Origin of the sequence: Mammaliicoccus sp. L-M44 (genome assembly GCF_022386355.1) — a bacterium.
GTDB lineage: Bacteria > Bacillota > Bacilli > Staphylococcales > Staphylococcaceae > Mammaliicoccus > Mammaliicoccus sciuri_A.
The window spans coordinates 60,254-77,041 of record NZ_JAJNIU010000006.1 but is presented as its reverse complement, the minus strand read 5'-3'; the positions used below and the strand labels follow the sequence as shown (position 1 = coordinate 77,041).

Sequence of the window (16,788 nt, the reverse complement as noted above, 5' to 3'; positions counted from 1 at the left end):
CCCATTTTATCTGAATTGTATCACAATTCTAAAAAATCTTAAAATAATTTACTAAAGCATTACTTTAAATGAATCTAAATGTTTTAATGCTCGATTTGCAAGTGTTTCATATCGTTCTTTCTTATCTTTAATACGTTTTTCTAATGTAGGTAACAAACCAAAGTTCGCATTCATAGGTTGGAAGTTCTTATTATTATTTGCATGTGTAATGTAATAAGCCATACTTCCGATTACTGTTTCTCGAGGGAAAACGATTGGATCAAGACCTGAAACGAGTTTACTTGCATTAATTCCTGCAATCAGTCCACTCGCTGCACTTTCAACATATCCTTCTACACCTGTCATTTGACCAGCAAAGAATAAATCTTCTCTTGATTTTAATTGATAAGTTTCTTTAAGCGCGTTTGGTGAATTAATAAATGTATTTCGATGCATCACACCGTAACGTACGATATCAACATTTTCTAATCCAGGTATAAGAGAAATAACTTCTTTTTGCGCGCCCCATTTTAGATGTGTTTGGAATCCTACAATATTATATAACGTTCCAGCTGCGTCATCTTGTCGTAATTGAACAACTGCATATGGTCTTTTACCAGTTTTAGGATCTTCTAAACCTACAGGCTTCATAGGACCAAATAATAAAGTTTTCTTACCACGTTCTGCCATTACTTCAAATGGCATACAACCTTCAAAATAAATTTCTTTTTCGAATTCTTTCAAAGGTACAACTTCAGCATTTATAAGTGCATCATAAAAAGTATTGAATTCTTCTTCAGTCATTGGACAATTCAAGTATGCTGCATCGCCTTTGTCATAGCGTGATTTCAAATATACTTTATCCATGTTAATTGATTCTTTTTCAATAATTGGTGCAGCCGCATCATAGAAGTACAGTTGTTCTTCACCCGTAATATTCATGATTTGTTTCGTTAAACTTTCTGTCGTTAAAGGACCTGTTGCAATAATTGTTGGTCCATCAGGTATCTCAGTAATTTCTTCATTCTTTACAGTAATATTCGGATGATTCTTAAGCGTATCTGTAATGTATCCCGCAAAATCATGTCGATCGACAGCAAGTGCACCTCCTGCTGGAACACGCGCATTATCCGCTGCTTTTATAATTAATGAATCTAATTGTCTCATTTCTTCTTTTAAGACACCGACCGCATTTGTTAACTGATTACCTCTTAAAGAATTAGAACATACAAGTTCTGCAAATTTATCTGTATGATGCGCTGGTGTTTGTTTTACCGGTCTCATTTCGTATAGATTAACATTGAATCCTCTCTTGGCAATTTGGTATGCCGCTTCTGAACCTGCTAATCCAGCACCGATAACATTTATTGAAGTCATTATTTATGCCTCCTTGATTTTCGAATTTTTTATTCCATATTGAATTGTATAACAAATCTGAATTTAATCAAATGATAAAGTGATGATAAATTTTAAAAATTAGTGACGTTTTACTATTAAAACATTAAATCAAAAAACAAGTGCAAAAAGTTATCATTAAAATAACTTTTTGCACTGTATTATAACTATTTTTGTTCTTGCTCTTTATAGTCACAATTTGGACATATAACTTGAGCTGATTTTCCTTTTTTACGTTCAACAAGTACTGTTTCACATTTAGGACATGAACGATCTAAAGGTTTATCCCATGATGTATAATCACATTCTGGGTATCTTGAACAACCATAGAATACTCTATTCTTTTTAGATTTACGTTCGACAACTTCGCCCTCTTTACATTTAGGACATTTAACGCCAATCGTTTTAATGATCGCTTTAGTATTTCTACAATCTGGGAAATTTGAACAAGCCATAAACTTACCGTATCGGCCCATTTTATAAACCATTGGTGAACCACATAATTCGCAATCCTCACCAGCTGGTTCATCTTTGATTTCAATTTTCTCCATTTCTTCTTCTGCTCTTGCTACATCGATTTTAAAGTTTTCATAGAACATATCTATGACTTTCTTCCACTCAATTTCACCATCTGCTACTTTATCTAGCAATGTTTCCATGTTAACTGTAAAGTCAACATCTATAATTTCAGGGAAGTATTCTTTAACTGACTCATGTACGATTTCTCCTAACTCTGTAGGCACAAATCTTTTCTGGTCTAATTTTACGTAGTTTCTTTTTTGAATCGTATCGATTGTAGGTGCATAAGTTGAAGGTCTACCGATTTTTAATTCTTCTAAAGTTTTAACCAATCGTGCTTCAGTGTATCGTGGTGGTGGTTGAGTGAAATGTTGTTTAGGATCGATTTTCTCAGCCGTAACGATATCACCTTTTTCTAACGGTGGTAATTTACCTTCTTTTTCTTCATCAGTATCATCTTTAGCTTCAACGTATACTTTCATGAACCCTTTAAATTTGATTGTTTGACCATTTGCTCTGAATTTCAAATCGCCTTGAGTAATATCTGCCGCAACTGTATCAGCAATAGCAGGTGCCATTTGACTTGCCATAAAACGTTCCCAAATCAATTTATATAATCGATATTGATCTCTAGATAAGAATGTTTTCATCTGATCTGGTGTACGTTCCACACTTGTCGGTCTAACTGCTTCATGGGCATCTTGCGCGCCTTGTTTACCTTTTTCTGCTTTAGCTTTAGATAAATACTCTTTACCGTACTCTTTCTCAATAAATGATGCTGCTTCAGCTTGAGCACTATCAGCTATACGTGTAGAGTCCGTTCTCATATAGGTAATCAAACCAACAGTACCTTGTTTTTTCAAATCTATACCTTCGTATAATTGTTGTGCTAACATCATTGTTTTTCTAGCTTTAAAATTCAACTTACGTGATGCTTCTTGTTGTAAAGATGAAGTTGTAAATGATTTCGCAGGATATCTTAATTTTTCTTTCTTAGTAACTTGCGTAACTTCAAATTTATCCCCATCTAATTGTGTTGTAATTTTTTGTACGTCTTTTTCATTTTTTAATTTAACGGGTTTACTTTTCTCATGTAAAAACTTCGCACTAAATGTTTTAGTTTTATGTTTAAATAAACCTTCAATTGTCCAGTATTCTTCTGGATTAAAATTATTAATTTCGTTTTCACGATCTATAACGAGTCTTAATGCAACAGATTGTACACGACCTGCTGACAAACCTTTTTTAACTTTTTTCCATAACACTGGAGAAATGTTATACCCAACAAGTCTATCTAGTACACGTCTCGCTTGTTGTGCATCAACTAATTCATGTTCTATTTCTCTAGGATGCTTAAAACTATCTTTTACTGCATCTTTTGTAATTTCGTTAAATACGACTCTTGATTTTTTATTTTCATCTATATCTAATATATGTGCTAAATGCCACGCAATTGCTTCACCTTCACGATCGGGGTCACTTGCGAGATAAACGTTTTTTGCTTTTTTTGCATAGCGTTTTAAATCTTTTACAACTGGCCCTTTGCCGCGAATCGTAATATATCTAGGTTCATAATTATTTTCAACATCTACGCCCATTTGACTACGAGGTAAATCTCTAACATGCCCCATAGATGCAACGACTTTATATTTTTTTCCTAAATATTTTTCAATGGTTTTTGCTTTTGCGGGCGATTCAACGATGACAAGATTTTCTGCCAAAGTAAGTCCCCCTTGCTATTCTATTGATTACAAATGTAAATGATAAACTGATAAATTCAGCTTTGTCAATTAAAACATTTTATAAAATTTATTTTTGTTCAGTAAATATACAATAATCCTCAATGATATCTTGAGCATTTTGTACGAGCTTGGCACCTTCTTTTATTCTATTATTGCCACCTTTACTTAAAGATTGAAAAATCGTACCAGGACAACAATATACATTTCTATTTTGTTCCAATGCCAAGTCTATCGTAATTAAAGAACCACTACGTTCATTTGCTTCAGTTACTAATACACCTTGTGACAATCCACTAATAATACGATTTCTTTCTGGGAAACGCCATTTTTGAACTTTTGTTGTTGGATAATACTCAGATATGACGAGATGATCTTTACGCATCAGTTCACTTATATATTGTGTCGCTTTTGGATAATGGTAATCTAAACCAAATGCAGCAACACCTATAGTTTGACCACTATACTCTATCGCTTTTAAATGTGCAAAATAATCTGCTCCCATTGCCATTCCAGAAACAATTGTAATATGAGACTTAACCAGTTCTGGCACGATAGCATCACAAATTTGTTCTGAATATTGTGTAGCCTTCCTTGAACCGACTATAGCCAATTTTTGTTTATTTTGCAATAACGACATATTACCCATTCCGAAAAGTACAAGCGGATAATCATAAATTTCCTTCAATAAAGTTGGATAACAATCCTCATCAGAAAACACCATTTGAATATTTCTTTTTTCTAATGAAGAACGTATTTTATCTATATGACTATCATTATATTTGTGATACATCGTTAATATTGTTCTCTCTTTAAAACCACTTTTATATACAAAATCAATAAACGCAGTTCTATATGAAAGAAAATTTAACTCAGGATCATAACGAATCATCTTGTGAATTTGATTAGTCGTAAAACCACTGTATATTAATTTCAAAATTGTTTCTTGATAATCATTTATAAATGTACACCTCTTATAATGTAGATTTTTTCTGTTTTGGACGGGCGGCTAACGATCTTGTTTTGGTTTCTTATATGTGGAAATTTATAAAATTCAGAGCGCAATAGTACTTGCGAGCGGTTTGGTATGTGGTTTCTTAGTGTAAATGTGGGATTTGAAAATACTAAAAAGTGATTTATTGGTAGGTTTAGATTGATTTCTTGAAGTATTGATTGGAGGGTATTTTTAGCTTTGTATAATTGTATAAATGGTGATGTGTAATGTTTATTATAAGAACTCTTTATATAGTTGTCATAGATTTCGAAATCACCATAATAGTGTTTAACTTCTAATATACTTATTTGACTGTTATGTATGATTAAAAAATCTATTTGTACTGCATTTGAAGATACAAATTCAAGATTATGACTAAACACAATTTGATGTTGTTGCTTTAGTAGATTTTCTACTAGTTGTTCGCCTTCATAACCTTTAAATTTATACATGATTTCAATATCATGACTGTCTTCATTTAATCTTGATGTTAGTGCATTTACATATGCTGTTTCATTGTTGTGATTCATGCCTCACTCCTGTTTGTTAATATTTTACATATATTATAGTTTATGCATTTAATATTGTCTACAAAAAAACACTAACAAACTAAAATTCAGTTCATTAGTGGGATATATAAATTTAAACACCAAATAAGCACAGTGCTTTTCTATTGAAGAAAGACACTGTACTTATATATATGATTATTATTTAACTGTTAGACATTTTTCGTATAAACCGTCTTCTTTTTTAATACGGTTTATAAGTGTTTCAGCGATAACAGATGGTGTATCTGCTGTATCAATACCACAGTCATTTAAAGTTTTGATTTTTTCAGATGCAGTACCTTTACCACCTGAAATAATTGCACCAGCATGACCCATACGTTTTCCTGGAGGTGCTGTTTGACCACCAATGAATCCTACTACTGGTTTTGTCATGTTAGCTTTAATCCATTCAGCTGCTTCTTCTTCAGCTGTACCACCGATTTCACCAATCATAACAACTGCATATGTTTCGTCGTCTTCATTAAATGCTTTTAATACATCAATGAAGTCTGTACCATTAACTGGGTCTCCACCAATACCAACTGCTGTCGTTTGACCGATACCTGCTTGAGTTAATTGATGAACCGCTTCATATGTTAATGTACCTGAACGTGAAACTACGCCTACGTGACCTTTTTTATGGATGTAACCAGGCATAATACCAATTTTACATTCATCTGCAGTGATCACACCAGGACAGTTTGGTCCTACTAAGCGTGTTTTCTTACCTTCTAAGTATCTCTTAACTTTAATCATATCAATAACAGGAATATGTTCTGTGATACAAATAGCTAAGTCTAATTCAGCATCTGCACTTTCAATAATTGCATCAGCCGCAAATGGAGCTGGTACATATATTACTGAAACAGTTGCGCCAGTTTCAGCGACTGCTTCTTCTATAGTGTTAAATACTGGTACACCTTCAACCACTTGCCCACCTTTACCAGGTGTTACCCCAGCAACGATTTGAGTACCGTATTCTAGCATTTGTTTAGTATGGAAAAGTGCTGTTGCACCCGTAATACCTTGAACTAATACTTTTGTATTTTTATCGATGTATACACTCACGTAACTCTCCGCCTTTCTTATCGTTCTTGAACTAATTTAACAATTTTTTGAGCACCATCAGCCATGATAGATGCTGGCTCGATTGCTAAACCAGATTCTTTTAAGATTTGTTTACCTTGTTCAACATTAGTACCTTCAAGTCTTACAACTAAAGGCATATCTAATTCAACTTCTTTAGCAGCAGCTACGATACCTTCAGCAATGACATCACATTTCATGATTCCACCGAAGATATTTACAAAGATACCTTCTACTTGTGAATCACCTAAGATGATTTTGAATGCTTCAGTAACTTTTTCTTTTGTTGCGCCGCCCCCAACGTCAAGGAAGTTAGCCGGATTACCGCCAAAGTGATTAATTGTATCCATCGTAGCCATAGCTAAGCCAGCTCCGTTTACCATACAACCGATGTTTCCATCTAGTGCGATATAAGATAAGTCGTATTTAGAAGCTTCGATTTCTTTTTCATCTTCTTCTTCTAAATCACGCATTTCAACGATATCTTTATGTCTGAATAAAGCATTATCGTCGAAGTTTACTTTTGCATCAAGTGCTAATACTTCACCACTACCTGTTGTAACAAGTGGGTTAATTTCAACAATTGAACAGTCTTTTTCTACAAACACATTATATAAAGACATCATTAATTTAACAGCTTTGTTAACTGATTCTTTAGGGATGTTAATATTAAATGCTATTCTTCTAGCTTGGTAAGGCATTAATCCAGTAACAGGATCAATCACTTCTTTGAAGATTTTTTCAGGTGTTGCTGCAGCAACTTCTTCAATTTCAGTTCCGCCTTCTTCTGAAGCCATTAAAGTAATTCTATCTGTAGCTCTATCGATAACGAATCCAATGTAATATTCTTTTTGAATATCGCATCCTTCTTCGATAAGAAGACGTTTTACTTCTTTACCTTCAGGGCCAGTTTGATGTGTAACAAGTACTTTGCCTAATAATTCTTTAGCATATTCACGTACTTCATCAATTGATTTAGCAATTTTAACGCCACCAGCTTTACCACGTCCACCAGCATGGATTTGCGCTTTAACAACATATACATTTGAATCTAATTCTTTCGCTTTTTCTACTGCTTCAGCAGGTGAAAAAGCCACTGAACCATTAGGTACAGCTACGCCCATAGAGCGAAAAATCTCTTTACCTTGATACTCATGGATATTCATTCTCCATCCTCCTAATACATACAATAATGTTTGCTTACTTCTCAATTATAGAAAATGTAAGCGTTATTGTAAACAAGGAGAGTCCAATTTTACGAATTGTTAGACTAATATTTCACTTTTGATTTGATAGGTTCGAACGTTTTACGATGTATCGGTGTAATACCATAATTTTCGAGCCCTTCTAAATGTGTTTTTGTACCGTATCCTTTATTTTTATCAAAATCATATCCAGGATATTCTATATGATATTGAGACATTAACTTATCACGATATTCTTTAGCAATCACACTCGCTGCTGCTATAGAAACACTATTTAAGTCACCCTTTATAATAGATGTTTGTGGAATGCCATTATCTAACTTCATCGCATCTATTAACAAGTGGTCTGGTTTAATTGATAATTGATCTATTGCTCGTTGCATCGCTACCTTTGTTGCTTCATATATATTGAGTTCATCAATTTCTTCAACAGTTGCAATGCCAATACCTACTGAACATGCACGATTATATATTTCTTGTTCGAAATAAGAACGTTTAGCTTGTGATAAAGCTTTCGAATCTGTAATGCCTAAATATTGATGGTCTTGTTCAAGAATGACCGCACTTGCTACGACTGGGCCTGCAAGTGGACCTCGCCCTACTTCATCAATTCCGCAAATTACAGCATCTTTGTTTAAGTCTAATACTTGTTTTTCATACTGATTCATTTGAATATATTTAAGGTGAAGTTGTTCTATTTTTTCTAACTGCTTGATTCGTTTGCTCAAAGCATTTTGAACACCTTTACGTTCATCTTCGTTATAAGGCGATGCTTCAACTTCTTGAATCGTTAAATATTGATTAATCTCTTCAACAATTTCTTTAATGCTCTTCTGTTTCATGCATGCCATCCTTCATTTCTTCATATATATCGAAGCAGTAATGACCAATTTTAGCATTACGTAAATCTCTAATAATTAACTCAGTGACAGACTCATAATCTACTTCATTACCACGTTTTAACATGCCTCTTCTTTTACCTATTTGATCGAACAAACCAATAACGTCACCGTCTTCAGGTAATTCAATTTGATAAAATTGTTTTAATTTTTCTGGATCCTGATCGATTAAAAAGTTTAATCCATATATCGCAACTTCATCTAAATGTACAATACTGTCTTTAATTGCGCCAGTTAAACTCAGCTTTTTACCGATTGTTTGGTCTTCAAATTTCGGCCATAAAATCCCTGGAGTATCTAACAATTCTAATTCTTTGCCTACTTTAATCCATTGTTGTTTTTTCGTTACACCCGGTGTATTACCTGTTTTAGCAATTGATTTTTTGGCTAATTTATTAATAAGTGTTGATTTACCTACATTCGGAATACCAACTATCATAGCTCTGATTGCTCTCGGACGAAGACCTTTACGTTTTTCTCTATCAAATTTTTCTTTAGTGGCAGCTTGTGCAGCTTTCATAAGCTCACCTAAATGCTTACCATGTTTCGAATCAATTTGAACTGGGAAAAAGCCTTGATTTTTAAAGTATTGCGTCCATTTATCTGTCTCACTTTGTTTTGACATGTCTTTTTTATTAAGTATTACAACACGAGGTTTTTGTTTAACAATGTCATCAATCATTGGATTTCTTGAAGATAACGGAATACGTGCATCGACTAATTCGAATACCACATCTACCATCTTTAATTGTTCTGTTACTTCGCGTCTCGCTTTGGCCATATGACCTGGAAACCATTGAATTGTCATTTATATTTATCCTTTCTTATCTTAAACTATCGAAATATGATATATTAACCATATCTATATAGGAGGTTTGTTATGTTTATTTCAATTATAGTTCCTCTTTATAATGAGGAAACTAATATCTCTATTTTACATGAAAAAGTATCAAACGTCTTTTTAAATTTGCCACATCAATTTGAAATCATTTTTGTTGATGATGGTTCTACAGATGCTTCACTAAATTTAATTCAATCACTATCAGAAAAAGACAAACATGTTAAATACATATCTTTCTCTAAAAATTTCGGCAAAGAATCTGCTATGTATTGTGGCCTTGAGCACAGTATAGGAGATGCTGTTATCATCATGGATTCAGACCTTCAACACCCACCTGAGATAATCCCACAAATGATCGAATTACACCTTGAAGGCTATCAACAAGTCGTCGCATTACGCAACCGCGACAAAGAGTCATTTTTAAAAAGAATCCCAGCTAAAATTTTCTATAAATTATCTAGAAATATGATTGATGTTAAATTAAAAAGCGGTGAAGGTGACTTTCGCTTAATATCTAAAGAAGTTGTTGAGTCTATCATTAAAATGACAGAGTATAACCGATTCTCTAAAGGTATATTTGAATGGGTTGGTTTTAATAAGACAAGTATTACATATGATCATCTAGATAGAAATCAAGGACGTTCTAAATATTCCAACTTTAAATTAATCGATTACGCAATTGATGGTATCGTTAGTTTTAATAATAAACCGCTTCGACTATGCTTTTATTTTGGTGGTATTACAATGTTTATCTGTCTTCTATATATTTTAATAACATTTATAAATATTATGATACATGGCATCGAAGAACCTGGTTATTTCACAATTATTTCCGCGATTTTATTCTTAGGTGGTCTTCAATTATTTAGTTTAGGTGTCATAGGTGAATATATTGGTCGTATTTATTATGAAACAAAAGATAGACCAAAATATATTATTCAACAAACAAACCTTAAATCTCACGAATAACACATATAGGTGAATCAAATGATAAATAAAATAAAAACATTTTTAAATAACAACGCTATTTTCAAATACATTTTGCTTTTCGGTATCTTAGCCATTTTAGGTCATAGTTATATACTATATCGCTATTTTAAAGATGGTATTATTTTTACTGGTCCAAATGATGGTATCGAACAAATGTTGCCAATACAAATGTATCTGTATGAACATTGGACACACGGAACATTTTTCTATTCAACTGATTTAGGTCTTGGTGGAGATATGTTTATGGATTTGTCGTATTACTTCTCTACGAATATTTTGTTCATTATCAATGTCATTTTTGTTTGGATAGGCTCATTTATCTTTCATTTTAATACGGACCACATGTTATTTTGGGCTCAGAATGCCATTGTCATATCAATCGTAAAGTCATTTTTAATTATGAGTTTTACCTATTTATATGTTAAGAAGATTGGCTTAAATCGAACTGCTTCGATAGTTGCTGCTTTTCTATTTGCAGTTTCTACTATTTATTTTAGGTTTACTGTATATTGGCCATTCTTTAGTGATGTCTTTATGCTATTACCATTATTATTATTCAGTATTGAAAGATTTTTAAAAGATAAAAAAATAGGCATGTTTATCTTAATCGTTGCCTTAACGTTTATCAATAACTTTTATTTTGCATACTATCAATTTTTAACAGGACTCATTTACTATTTCTATCGATTTATTTTTCAACATAAGGCAGATATCGTACCAAGAATACAACAACTTAAATTACTTGTAGTAGCGAGTATACTTGGACTTGGAAGTAGTTTATTTATTTTCTTCCACTCTGCCCATAGTTTCATTGGGAATAATCGTGCAATTTATAATGGAACGATTCCATTACTGTCTAACTTCAATAAACATGACAATATTTTCTATGACAATTATTTAATTGTTGTACTTTTTATAGCCATTCAAGCGCTTTTAACAATAAAACTATACAAACATTATTATTATAGATTATTTAGTATTTTCACGATTATCTTAATGATAGCGAGTTTCATACCTTATGTAGATAGTATTTTTAATGGCTTTTCTGCTCCACAAAAAAGATGGCATTATTTATTAACGTTCTTTTCTAGTGGTTTAATTGCGAGTTACGCATATTACTTTAAATCAATCGGCATCAAGCAATATATCATCACGGCTATACCATGTTTTGTTGTTATCTTTTCAAGTTATTATATAACTAAAGATTATGTCAGTTGGATTTGGATGGTACCTATTCTATTTATAATAGGATTACTCGTATTAACTATAAAACATTTTACACGTATATTAACACTTGTATTTGCGGCTTTGATATTGTTAACTTCTTTCTTAGTCTCAAAAGATCATAGTAAGAACCAAATCTATCACGATGATCATGAAAGACGTGCGAATAAATTCTTTATTCAAGCAAGTACGTTTGATAGTGGCCTACAACGAAGTCATGTATCACATTTAAATCAACAATTGAATCCTGATGAAAGATTAGGTTGGCGCGTATTAACACAAGATAACACTCCTATGTATCAACATTTTAAAGGTCTTAGTTTATACTCGAGTATATTTGATGGTGGTTTGAATCAATATCTTTTTGAAGATGCAAAAGTTAATCTACAGAATGAATCGTTAAGTCGTTATAGCGATATGCAAGATCGATCAAACTTATACAGCCTTTGGTCAACAAAGTATATAATGAAGAAATCGTACCAGAAATCATCGCCAGCAAACTTTAAATTAATTCAAGACGATGGCAAATATCAAATATTAGAAAACGAGCAACCATTACCTGCTGTTAAAGTAACCGATCAATATTATGATGCCCATGATATTGATAATCCATTAGATCTTGAACATGCCATGATTAAAGGTGTTGTTACAACCGATAAAAATAAAGGAAATGCGCAAATAAACAAAGCACCGAATCTATTAAATCAAACGACCATTACAACGCGTGATGCCGATTATAAAGATGACATGTTGACCGTGCCTCGAAATGGAGATGGTTTAACGATTCAGCTACCTAAAAAATTAACGAATCAATATCAAGATTTATATTTGATGTTACATTTAGAACGTGAATTACCGCAATCAAACTTTACGATTCAAGTAAATGATTATCCAAATAATCGTCTCTTCCAAGATTCAAAATATCGCATGAATCAAGATGATTTACTTTATCGTGTGCCAGTACCTAAAGATGGTAAAATATTTATCTCATTAACGAATGGGAAATATCAATTACAGTTACAAGGTTTATATGGTGAAAATTATCAAACATTGAAGCAAGCTCATAAAGAGAAGCATTATACTTACCATGAAACAAACGGGAAAATTAATATATCTTTACAAGAACATAAAAAAGGAAAAGCAGTCATCAATATACCGTATAGAGAGGGCTTAAAGGCTAAAGTAGACGGTAAAGACAAAGCCATTCATAAAGTCAATCATATTATGACAGGTATTGATGTAGAACAACAAGACAAAGATATAGAAATCACTTATCAACCACCCTATTTTAAAACGATGATTTTGGTTTCAATTGTTTCAATTATTTTAAGCTTTGTCTTCACAAGAAAAGTGAATTCGAAGCAGTAAACTTAAATATATTCGACCCATTTTAGTAAATAAAAAATAAGCATATCACCAGCAACTGAGTAATCAGTTCAGTGATATGCTTATTTATTTTGTGTCGGAATATATGTCCCAAACACTTAAACGCTTAGCAAGCAATGCCAAGGTTTATATTATCTAATTTCTTTAATACGAGCAGCTTTACCACGTAGGCTACGTAAGTAGTAAAGTTTCGCACGACGTACTTTACCGCGACGTTTAACTTCGATTTTCTCGATTTTTGGAGTGTGTACAGGGAATGTACGCTCAACACCAACACCGTATGAAATTTTACGAACTGTAAACGTTTCAGAAATTCCGCCACCACGACGTTTAATAACTACACCTTCGAACACTTGGATACGTTCGCGGCTTCCTTCAACGATACGTACGTGTACAGTTAAAGTGTCACCAGCACGGAATGTTGGAATATCCGTACGTAATTGGTCTTTTGTTACTGCTTCGATTAACTTATTATTACTCATTATATTCTCTCCTTCTGACTATGTTCTTGCCCAATGTAATTGTTTCATATAAATGCTAGCAGCGGATCATAGTGAATTTGTGCTCACACACTTATATTAATATATCACATTGCACAAGTTGATTCAATCTATTTTTTGTTATCATTTAAGAAACGTTTATCCGCTTCTGTTAATGGATAACTATCTAACAAATCTGGTCTTCTCTGTTGTGTTCTTAACAATGATTGTTCATGTCTCCATTTTTCAATGTTGGCATGATTCCCAGATAATAATACATCTGGTACTTTTAAGCCTTCATAATCTGCTGGTCTTGTGTACTGAGGATGTTCTAATAATCCAGATGAAAATGAATCATCTTCATGTGATACTTGATTACCGAGAACACCTGGTATTAGTCTTACGATTGCATCTGTCATTGTCATGCTTGCAAGTTCTCCACCTGTTAATACAAAGTCCCCAATTGAGATTTCATCCGTTACACAATGTTCTCTAATACGTTCATCATAGCCTTCATAATGACCACATATAAAAATAATATGATCGCTTTCTGATAAAGACTCCGCTTTTGCTTGTGTGAATGGCTCGCCTTGTGGACACATTAAAATCACGCGCGTATTTTCATCTTTATCTAATGATTGAAGCGCATTGAATACAGGTTCTGGTTTAAGGACCATACCTTGTCCGCCACCATAAGGATAATCATCAACTTGTGAATGTTTATTATTCGCAAAATCTCTAAAATTCACAGTATTAAATTGAACAATTTCTTTATCTTGTGCTCGTTTCATTATGGAATGATTGAGTACACCTTCATACATTTCTGGAAACAGTGTTAAGTAATCAATCTTCATCAGTCTAATAAACCTTCTAATGGTTCAATTTTAATAGTCTTCAGATCAACATCAACATGTTTAACCACATCTTCAATATAAGGAATTAAATATTCTTTATCTCCCTTAACGACCCATACATCGTTCGCACCTGTTTCCATAATTTCAATTACTCTACCTAACGCTTCTTCTTCAACAAATACTGTACAACCAATAATATCTGAATAGTAGTACTCATTTTCTTCAAGTTCAATCGCTTCATTTGATTGTTCTTGATAAATTTTAGAACCTTTTAAATGTTCGATATCGTTAATGTTATGAATACCTTCAAACGTTAATAGATGAAAATTCTTATGAATTCTATGTGATGCTATAGTAAATGAAAATGATTCATTATTTTTCTTAACTGTAATAATTTGACCTTTTTGAAATCGTTCATCGGTAAAGTCAGAATCTGATAATACTTTCACTTCACCTTTAATACCATGTGTATTAACAATTTTGCCTATTTCAACATTCATTGAGCTGTGCCTCCTCAACTGTTTCTTTCATTATTAACATAAAAAAGAGCACCAATTAGGTACTCTTAATTAACTTCTACAAACACTTTCTTGCCTTGCTCGTTCATTGAACCAGACACAATTGTACGAATTGCTTTAATCATTCTGCCCTTCTTACCAATAATTCTGCCAATGTCTTCTTCATGAACGTCTATATTGAACGTAATGCTAGAATCTTGTTCATCTTTAGATATATTGATGTTCTCCGGATAATCTACGAGCGGTACTATAATTGTTTGTATTAATTTTTCCAATATAATCTACGCTTTACTTAGAAAGTTTAGAATTATGGAATTTCTCCATGATACCTTGAGTTGATAAGATATCACGAACTGTATCAGTAGGTTTTGCACCGTCAGCTAACCATTTTAAAGCTAACTCTTCGTCAACTTTGATTTCTGCTTCTGGTTTAGCAACTGGATTGTAAGTACCGATTGGTTCGATAATACGACCATCACGTGGAGAACGTGCATCTGCTACTACTATACGATAAAATGGGTTTCTTTTTGACCCTTTACGTGTTAAACGAATTTTAACTGCCATGTTTAAAAAACTCCTTACTCATTTATAATTTCTTTTCTACAAGTAAATACTATAACAGGATATAAATTGTTTGTAAAGTGTTTTCTCTTTACCAATTTAAATTTCATGCAAAATAAGAGAGCAAAGCTGGCATGATCACTTAAAGATAGCTGCCATAACTTTGCTCTATATTATAGATGCGTCACGCTTCTATTAGAACGGTAAGTTCATGCCTTGGAATGGATTTCCACCGCGTTTACCTTTTTTACCTTTTTTATTGCTTCCTGTAAATTGTTTCATCATTTTCTTCATGTCGCCAAATTGTTTAATCAATCTATTTACTTCTTGTAAAGAACGACCTGAACCTTTAGCAATACGACGTTTTCTAGAAACATTTAAAATGTCAGGATTATTTCTTTCTTCTAAAGTCATAGAACGGATAATCGCTTGAACATTATCGATTTGTTTAGGATCCATGTTAGCATTTTTCATGCCTTTCATTTTGTTAGCACCTGGAATCATATTCATCAGATCATCTAACGAACCTAAACCTTTAACTTGTTCTAATTGTTCTAAGAAATCATCAAAAGTAAATGAAGATGTTCTCATTTTCTTTTCTAATTCTTTAGCTTTTTCTTCATCGACACCTTGTTGGGCTTTTTCAATTAAACTTAATACGTCACCCATACCTAAAATTCTAGATGCCATACGTTCTGGATGGAACAATTCAAGTCCATCTAGCTTTTCACTCATACCAATAAATTTAATTGGCTTTTCAGTAACAGAACGGATTGAAAGTGCTGCACCACCACGTGTATCACCATCTAATTTAGTTAATGTTACACCTGTTACATCTAATGTATTATCAAATGATTCTGCAACATTAACAGCATCTTGACCTGTCATAGAGTCTACAACAAGCATAATTTCATCTGGTTTAGATACTTCTTTAACGTCTACAAGTTCATTCATTAATGCTTCATCAATATGCAAACGACCTGCTGTATCGATAATAACAAAGTCTAAATGTTCTTCACGCGCATATTTCAACGCGTTCTCAGTAATTTGTTTCGGACTTACTTGATCGCCTTCAGTATATACAGGTATATCAATTTGCTTACCAACTGTTTGTAATTGTTGAATCGCAGCTGGTCTATAAATATCACATGCAACAAGTAATGGCTTTTTGTTATATTTTTTTCTCATTAATAATGCTAATTTACCTGCAGTTGTTGTTTTACCTGCACCTTGTAAACCGACCATCATCACAACAGTAGGTGGTTTACTGCTCATATTAATTTTACTATTTTCTCCACCCATTAAAGTTGTTAATTCATCTTGAACAATCTTGATGACTTGTTGTCCAGGTGTTAAAGATTGCATAACATCTGCACCTAACGCGCGTTCAGATACTGTGTTTACAAAAGATTTAACAACTTTAAAGTTAACGTCTGCTTCTAATAATGCTAATCGTACTTCACGCATCATTGCTTTAATATCTGACTCTGTAACTTTACCCTTACCTTTGATGCGTTGCATCGTGGCTTGAAGTCTTTCGGATAACCCTTCAAATGCCATAAATTTCTCCT

At 32.9% G+C, this 16,788-nt stretch carries 16 protein-coding genes; 2 read left to right on the top strand and 14 right to left on the bottom strand.

The window, feature by feature from the left end:
* Positions 1 to 51: 51 nt before the first annotated feature.
* From trmFO to ylqF, 8 genes are all read right to left on the bottom strand, one after another.
* Positions 52 to 1,356 carry an FADH(2)-oxidizing methylenetetrahydrofolate--tRNA-(uracil(54)-C(5))-methyltransferase TrmFO gene (gene trmFO, locus LQ611_RS05000; protein WP_025905318.1) on the bottom strand — a complete coding sequence of 435 codons (1,305 nt, stop codon included), beginning with the start codon at positions 1,354 to 1,356 and terminating at the stop codon, positions 52 to 54.
* A 185-nt stretch (positions 1,357 to 1,541) separates the two neighbouring features.
* On the bottom strand, positions 1,542 to 3,614 hold the full coding sequence (gene topA / locus LQ611_RS04995; protein WP_107565457.1) for a type I DNA topoisomerase: 2,073 nt from the start codon (positions 3,612 to 3,614) through the stop codon (positions 1,542 to 1,544).
* 88 nt (positions 3,615 to 3,702) lie between these two features.
* Positions 3,703 to 4,569 carry a DNA-processing protein DprA gene (gene dprA, locus LQ611_RS04990; RefSeq protein WP_233678269.1) on the bottom strand — a complete coding sequence of 289 codons (867 nt, stop codon included), beginning with the start codon at positions 4,567 to 4,569 and terminating at the stop codon, positions 3,703 to 3,705.
* Between the two features lie 20 nt (positions 4,570 to 4,589).
* A complete protein-coding gene (locus LQ611_RS04985) occupies positions 4,590 to 5,156 on the bottom strand; it encodes a nuclease-related domain-containing protein (protein ID WP_107565455.1) in 567 nt (188 codons plus the stop codon).
* A gap of 177 nt (positions 5,157 to 5,333) precedes the next feature.
* Entirely contained in the window at positions 5,334 to 6,242 is a 909-nt protein-coding gene (gene sucD, locus LQ611_RS04980) for a succinate--CoA ligase subunit alpha (RefSeq protein WP_025905314.1), read from the bottom strand.
* Between the two features lie 17 nt (positions 6,243 to 6,259).
* A complete protein-coding gene (sucC, locus tag LQ611_RS04975; protein ID WP_025905313.1) occupies positions 6,260 to 7,426 on the bottom strand; it encodes an ADP-forming succinate--CoA ligase subunit beta in 1,167 nt (388 codons plus the stop codon).
* A gap of 104 nt (positions 7,427 to 7,530) precedes the next feature.
* Entirely contained in the window at positions 7,531 to 8,307 is a 777-nt protein-coding gene (locus LQ611_RS04970; RefSeq protein ID WP_107565454.1) for a ribonuclease HII, read from the bottom strand.
* Positions 8,288 to 9,172: a ribosome biogenesis GTPase YlqF gene (ylqF, locus tag LQ611_RS04965; RefSeq protein WP_107590573.1), complete on the bottom strand. Its 885-nt coding sequence runs from the start codon at positions 9,170 to 9,172 to the stop codon at positions 8,288 to 8,290. The genes LQ611_RS04970 and ylqF overlap by 20 nt, the downstream gene beginning before the upstream one ends.
* Positions 9,173 to 9,244: 72 nt before the next feature.
* On the opposite strand from ylqF, the gene LQ611_RS04960 reads away from it, so the two are divergent.
* Positions 9,245 to 10,174 carry a glycosyltransferase family 2 protein gene (locus LQ611_RS04960; protein ID WP_107572776.1) on the top strand — a complete coding sequence of 310 codons (930 nt, stop codon included), beginning with the start codon at positions 9,245 to 9,247 and terminating at the stop codon, positions 10,172 to 10,174.
* Between the two features lie 18 nt (positions 10,175 to 10,192).
* A complete protein-coding gene (locus LQ611_RS04955) occupies positions 10,193 to 12,787 on the top strand; it encodes a YfhO family protein (protein ID WP_239709433.1) in 2,595 nt (864 codons plus the stop codon).
* A 149-nt stretch (positions 12,788 to 12,936) separates the two neighbouring features.
* Here LQ611_RS04955 and rplS read toward each other — a convergent pair whose 3' ends face one another.
* From rplS to ffh, 6 genes are all read right to left on the bottom strand, one after another.
* On the bottom strand, positions 12,937 to 13,287 hold the full coding sequence (gene rplS / locus LQ611_RS04950) for a 50S ribosomal protein L19 (protein WP_025905308.1): 351 nt from the start codon (positions 13,285 to 13,287) through the stop codon (positions 12,937 to 12,939).
* 128 nt (positions 13,288 to 13,415) lie between these two features.
* On the bottom strand, positions 13,416 to 14,138 hold the full coding sequence (gene trmD / locus LQ611_RS04945) for a tRNA (guanosine(37)-N1)-methyltransferase TrmD (RefSeq protein WP_103361332.1): 723 nt from the start codon (positions 14,136 to 14,138) through the stop codon (positions 13,416 to 13,418).
* Entirely contained in the window at positions 14,138 to 14,638 is a 501-nt protein-coding gene (rimM, locus tag LQ611_RS04940) for a ribosome maturation factor RimM (RefSeq protein WP_103361333.1), read from the bottom strand. Before rimM ends, trmD begins: the two co-directional genes overlap by 1 nt.
* Before the next feature lie 65 nt (positions 14,639 to 14,703).
* On the bottom strand, positions 14,704 to 14,931 hold the full coding sequence (locus LQ611_RS04935) for a KH domain-containing protein (protein ID WP_025905305.1): 228 nt from the start codon (positions 14,929 to 14,931) through the stop codon (positions 14,704 to 14,706).
* 13 nt (positions 14,932 to 14,944) lie between these two features.
* Positions 14,945 to 15,220, bottom strand: a complete 276-nt coding sequence (gene rpsP, locus LQ611_RS04930; protein ID WP_016910739.1) for a 30S ribosomal protein S16 — start codon at positions 15,218 to 15,220, stop codon at positions 14,945 to 14,947.
* 192 nt (positions 15,221 to 15,412) lie between these two features.
* Entirely contained in the window at positions 15,413 to 16,777 is a 1,365-nt protein-coding gene (ffh, locus tag LQ611_RS04925) for a signal recognition particle protein (protein ID WP_037587757.1), read from the bottom strand.
* Positions 16,778 to 16,788: the final 11 nt, after the last annotated feature.

Bases quoted from the DNA above. Each gene is read 5' to 3' on its own strand.
- trmFO (WP_025905318.1), bottom strand. From the start codon at position 1,356: ATGACTTCAATAAATGTTATCGGTGCTGGATTAGCAGGTTCAGAAGCG.
- LQ611_RS04985 (WP_107565455.1), bottom strand. From the start codon at position 5,156: ATGAATCACAACAATGAAACAGCATATGTAAATGCACTAACATCAAGA.
- sucC (WP_025905313.1), bottom strand. From the start codon at position 7,426: ATGAATATCCATGAGTATCAAGGTAAAGAGATTTTTCGCTCTATGGGC.
- LQ611_RS04970 (WP_107565454.1), bottom strand. From the start codon at position 8,307: ATGAAACAGAAGAGCATTAAAGAAATTGTTGAAGAGATTAATCAATAT.
- ylqF (WP_107590573.1), bottom strand. From the start codon at position 9,172: ATGACAATTCAATGGTTTCCAGGTCATATGGCCAAAGCGAGACGCGAA.
- LQ611_RS04960 (WP_107572776.1), top strand. From the start codon at position 9,245: ATGTTTATTTCAATTATAGTTCCTCTTTATAATGAGGAAACTAATATC.
- LQ611_RS04955 (WP_239709433.1), top strand. From the start codon at position 10,193: ATGATAAATAAAATAAAAACATTTTTAAATAACAACGCTATTTTCAAA.
- rplS (WP_025905308.1), bottom strand. From the start codon at position 13,287: ATGAGTAATAATAAGTTAATCGAAGCAGTAACAAAAGACCAATTACGT.
- trmD (WP_103361332.1), bottom strand. From the start codon at position 14,138: ATGAAGATTGATTACTTAACACTGTTTCCAGAAATGTATGAAGGTGTA.
- rimM (WP_103361333.1), bottom strand. From the start codon at position 14,638: ATGAATGTTGAAATAGGCAAAATTGTTAATACACATGGTATTAAAGGT.
- rpsP (WP_016910739.1), bottom strand. From the start codon at position 15,220: ATGGCAGTTAAAATTCGTTTAACACGTAAAGGGTCAAAAAGAAACCCA.
- ffh (WP_037587757.1), bottom strand. From the start codon at position 16,777: ATGGCATTTGAAGGGTTATCCGAAAGACTTCAAGCCACGATGCAACGC.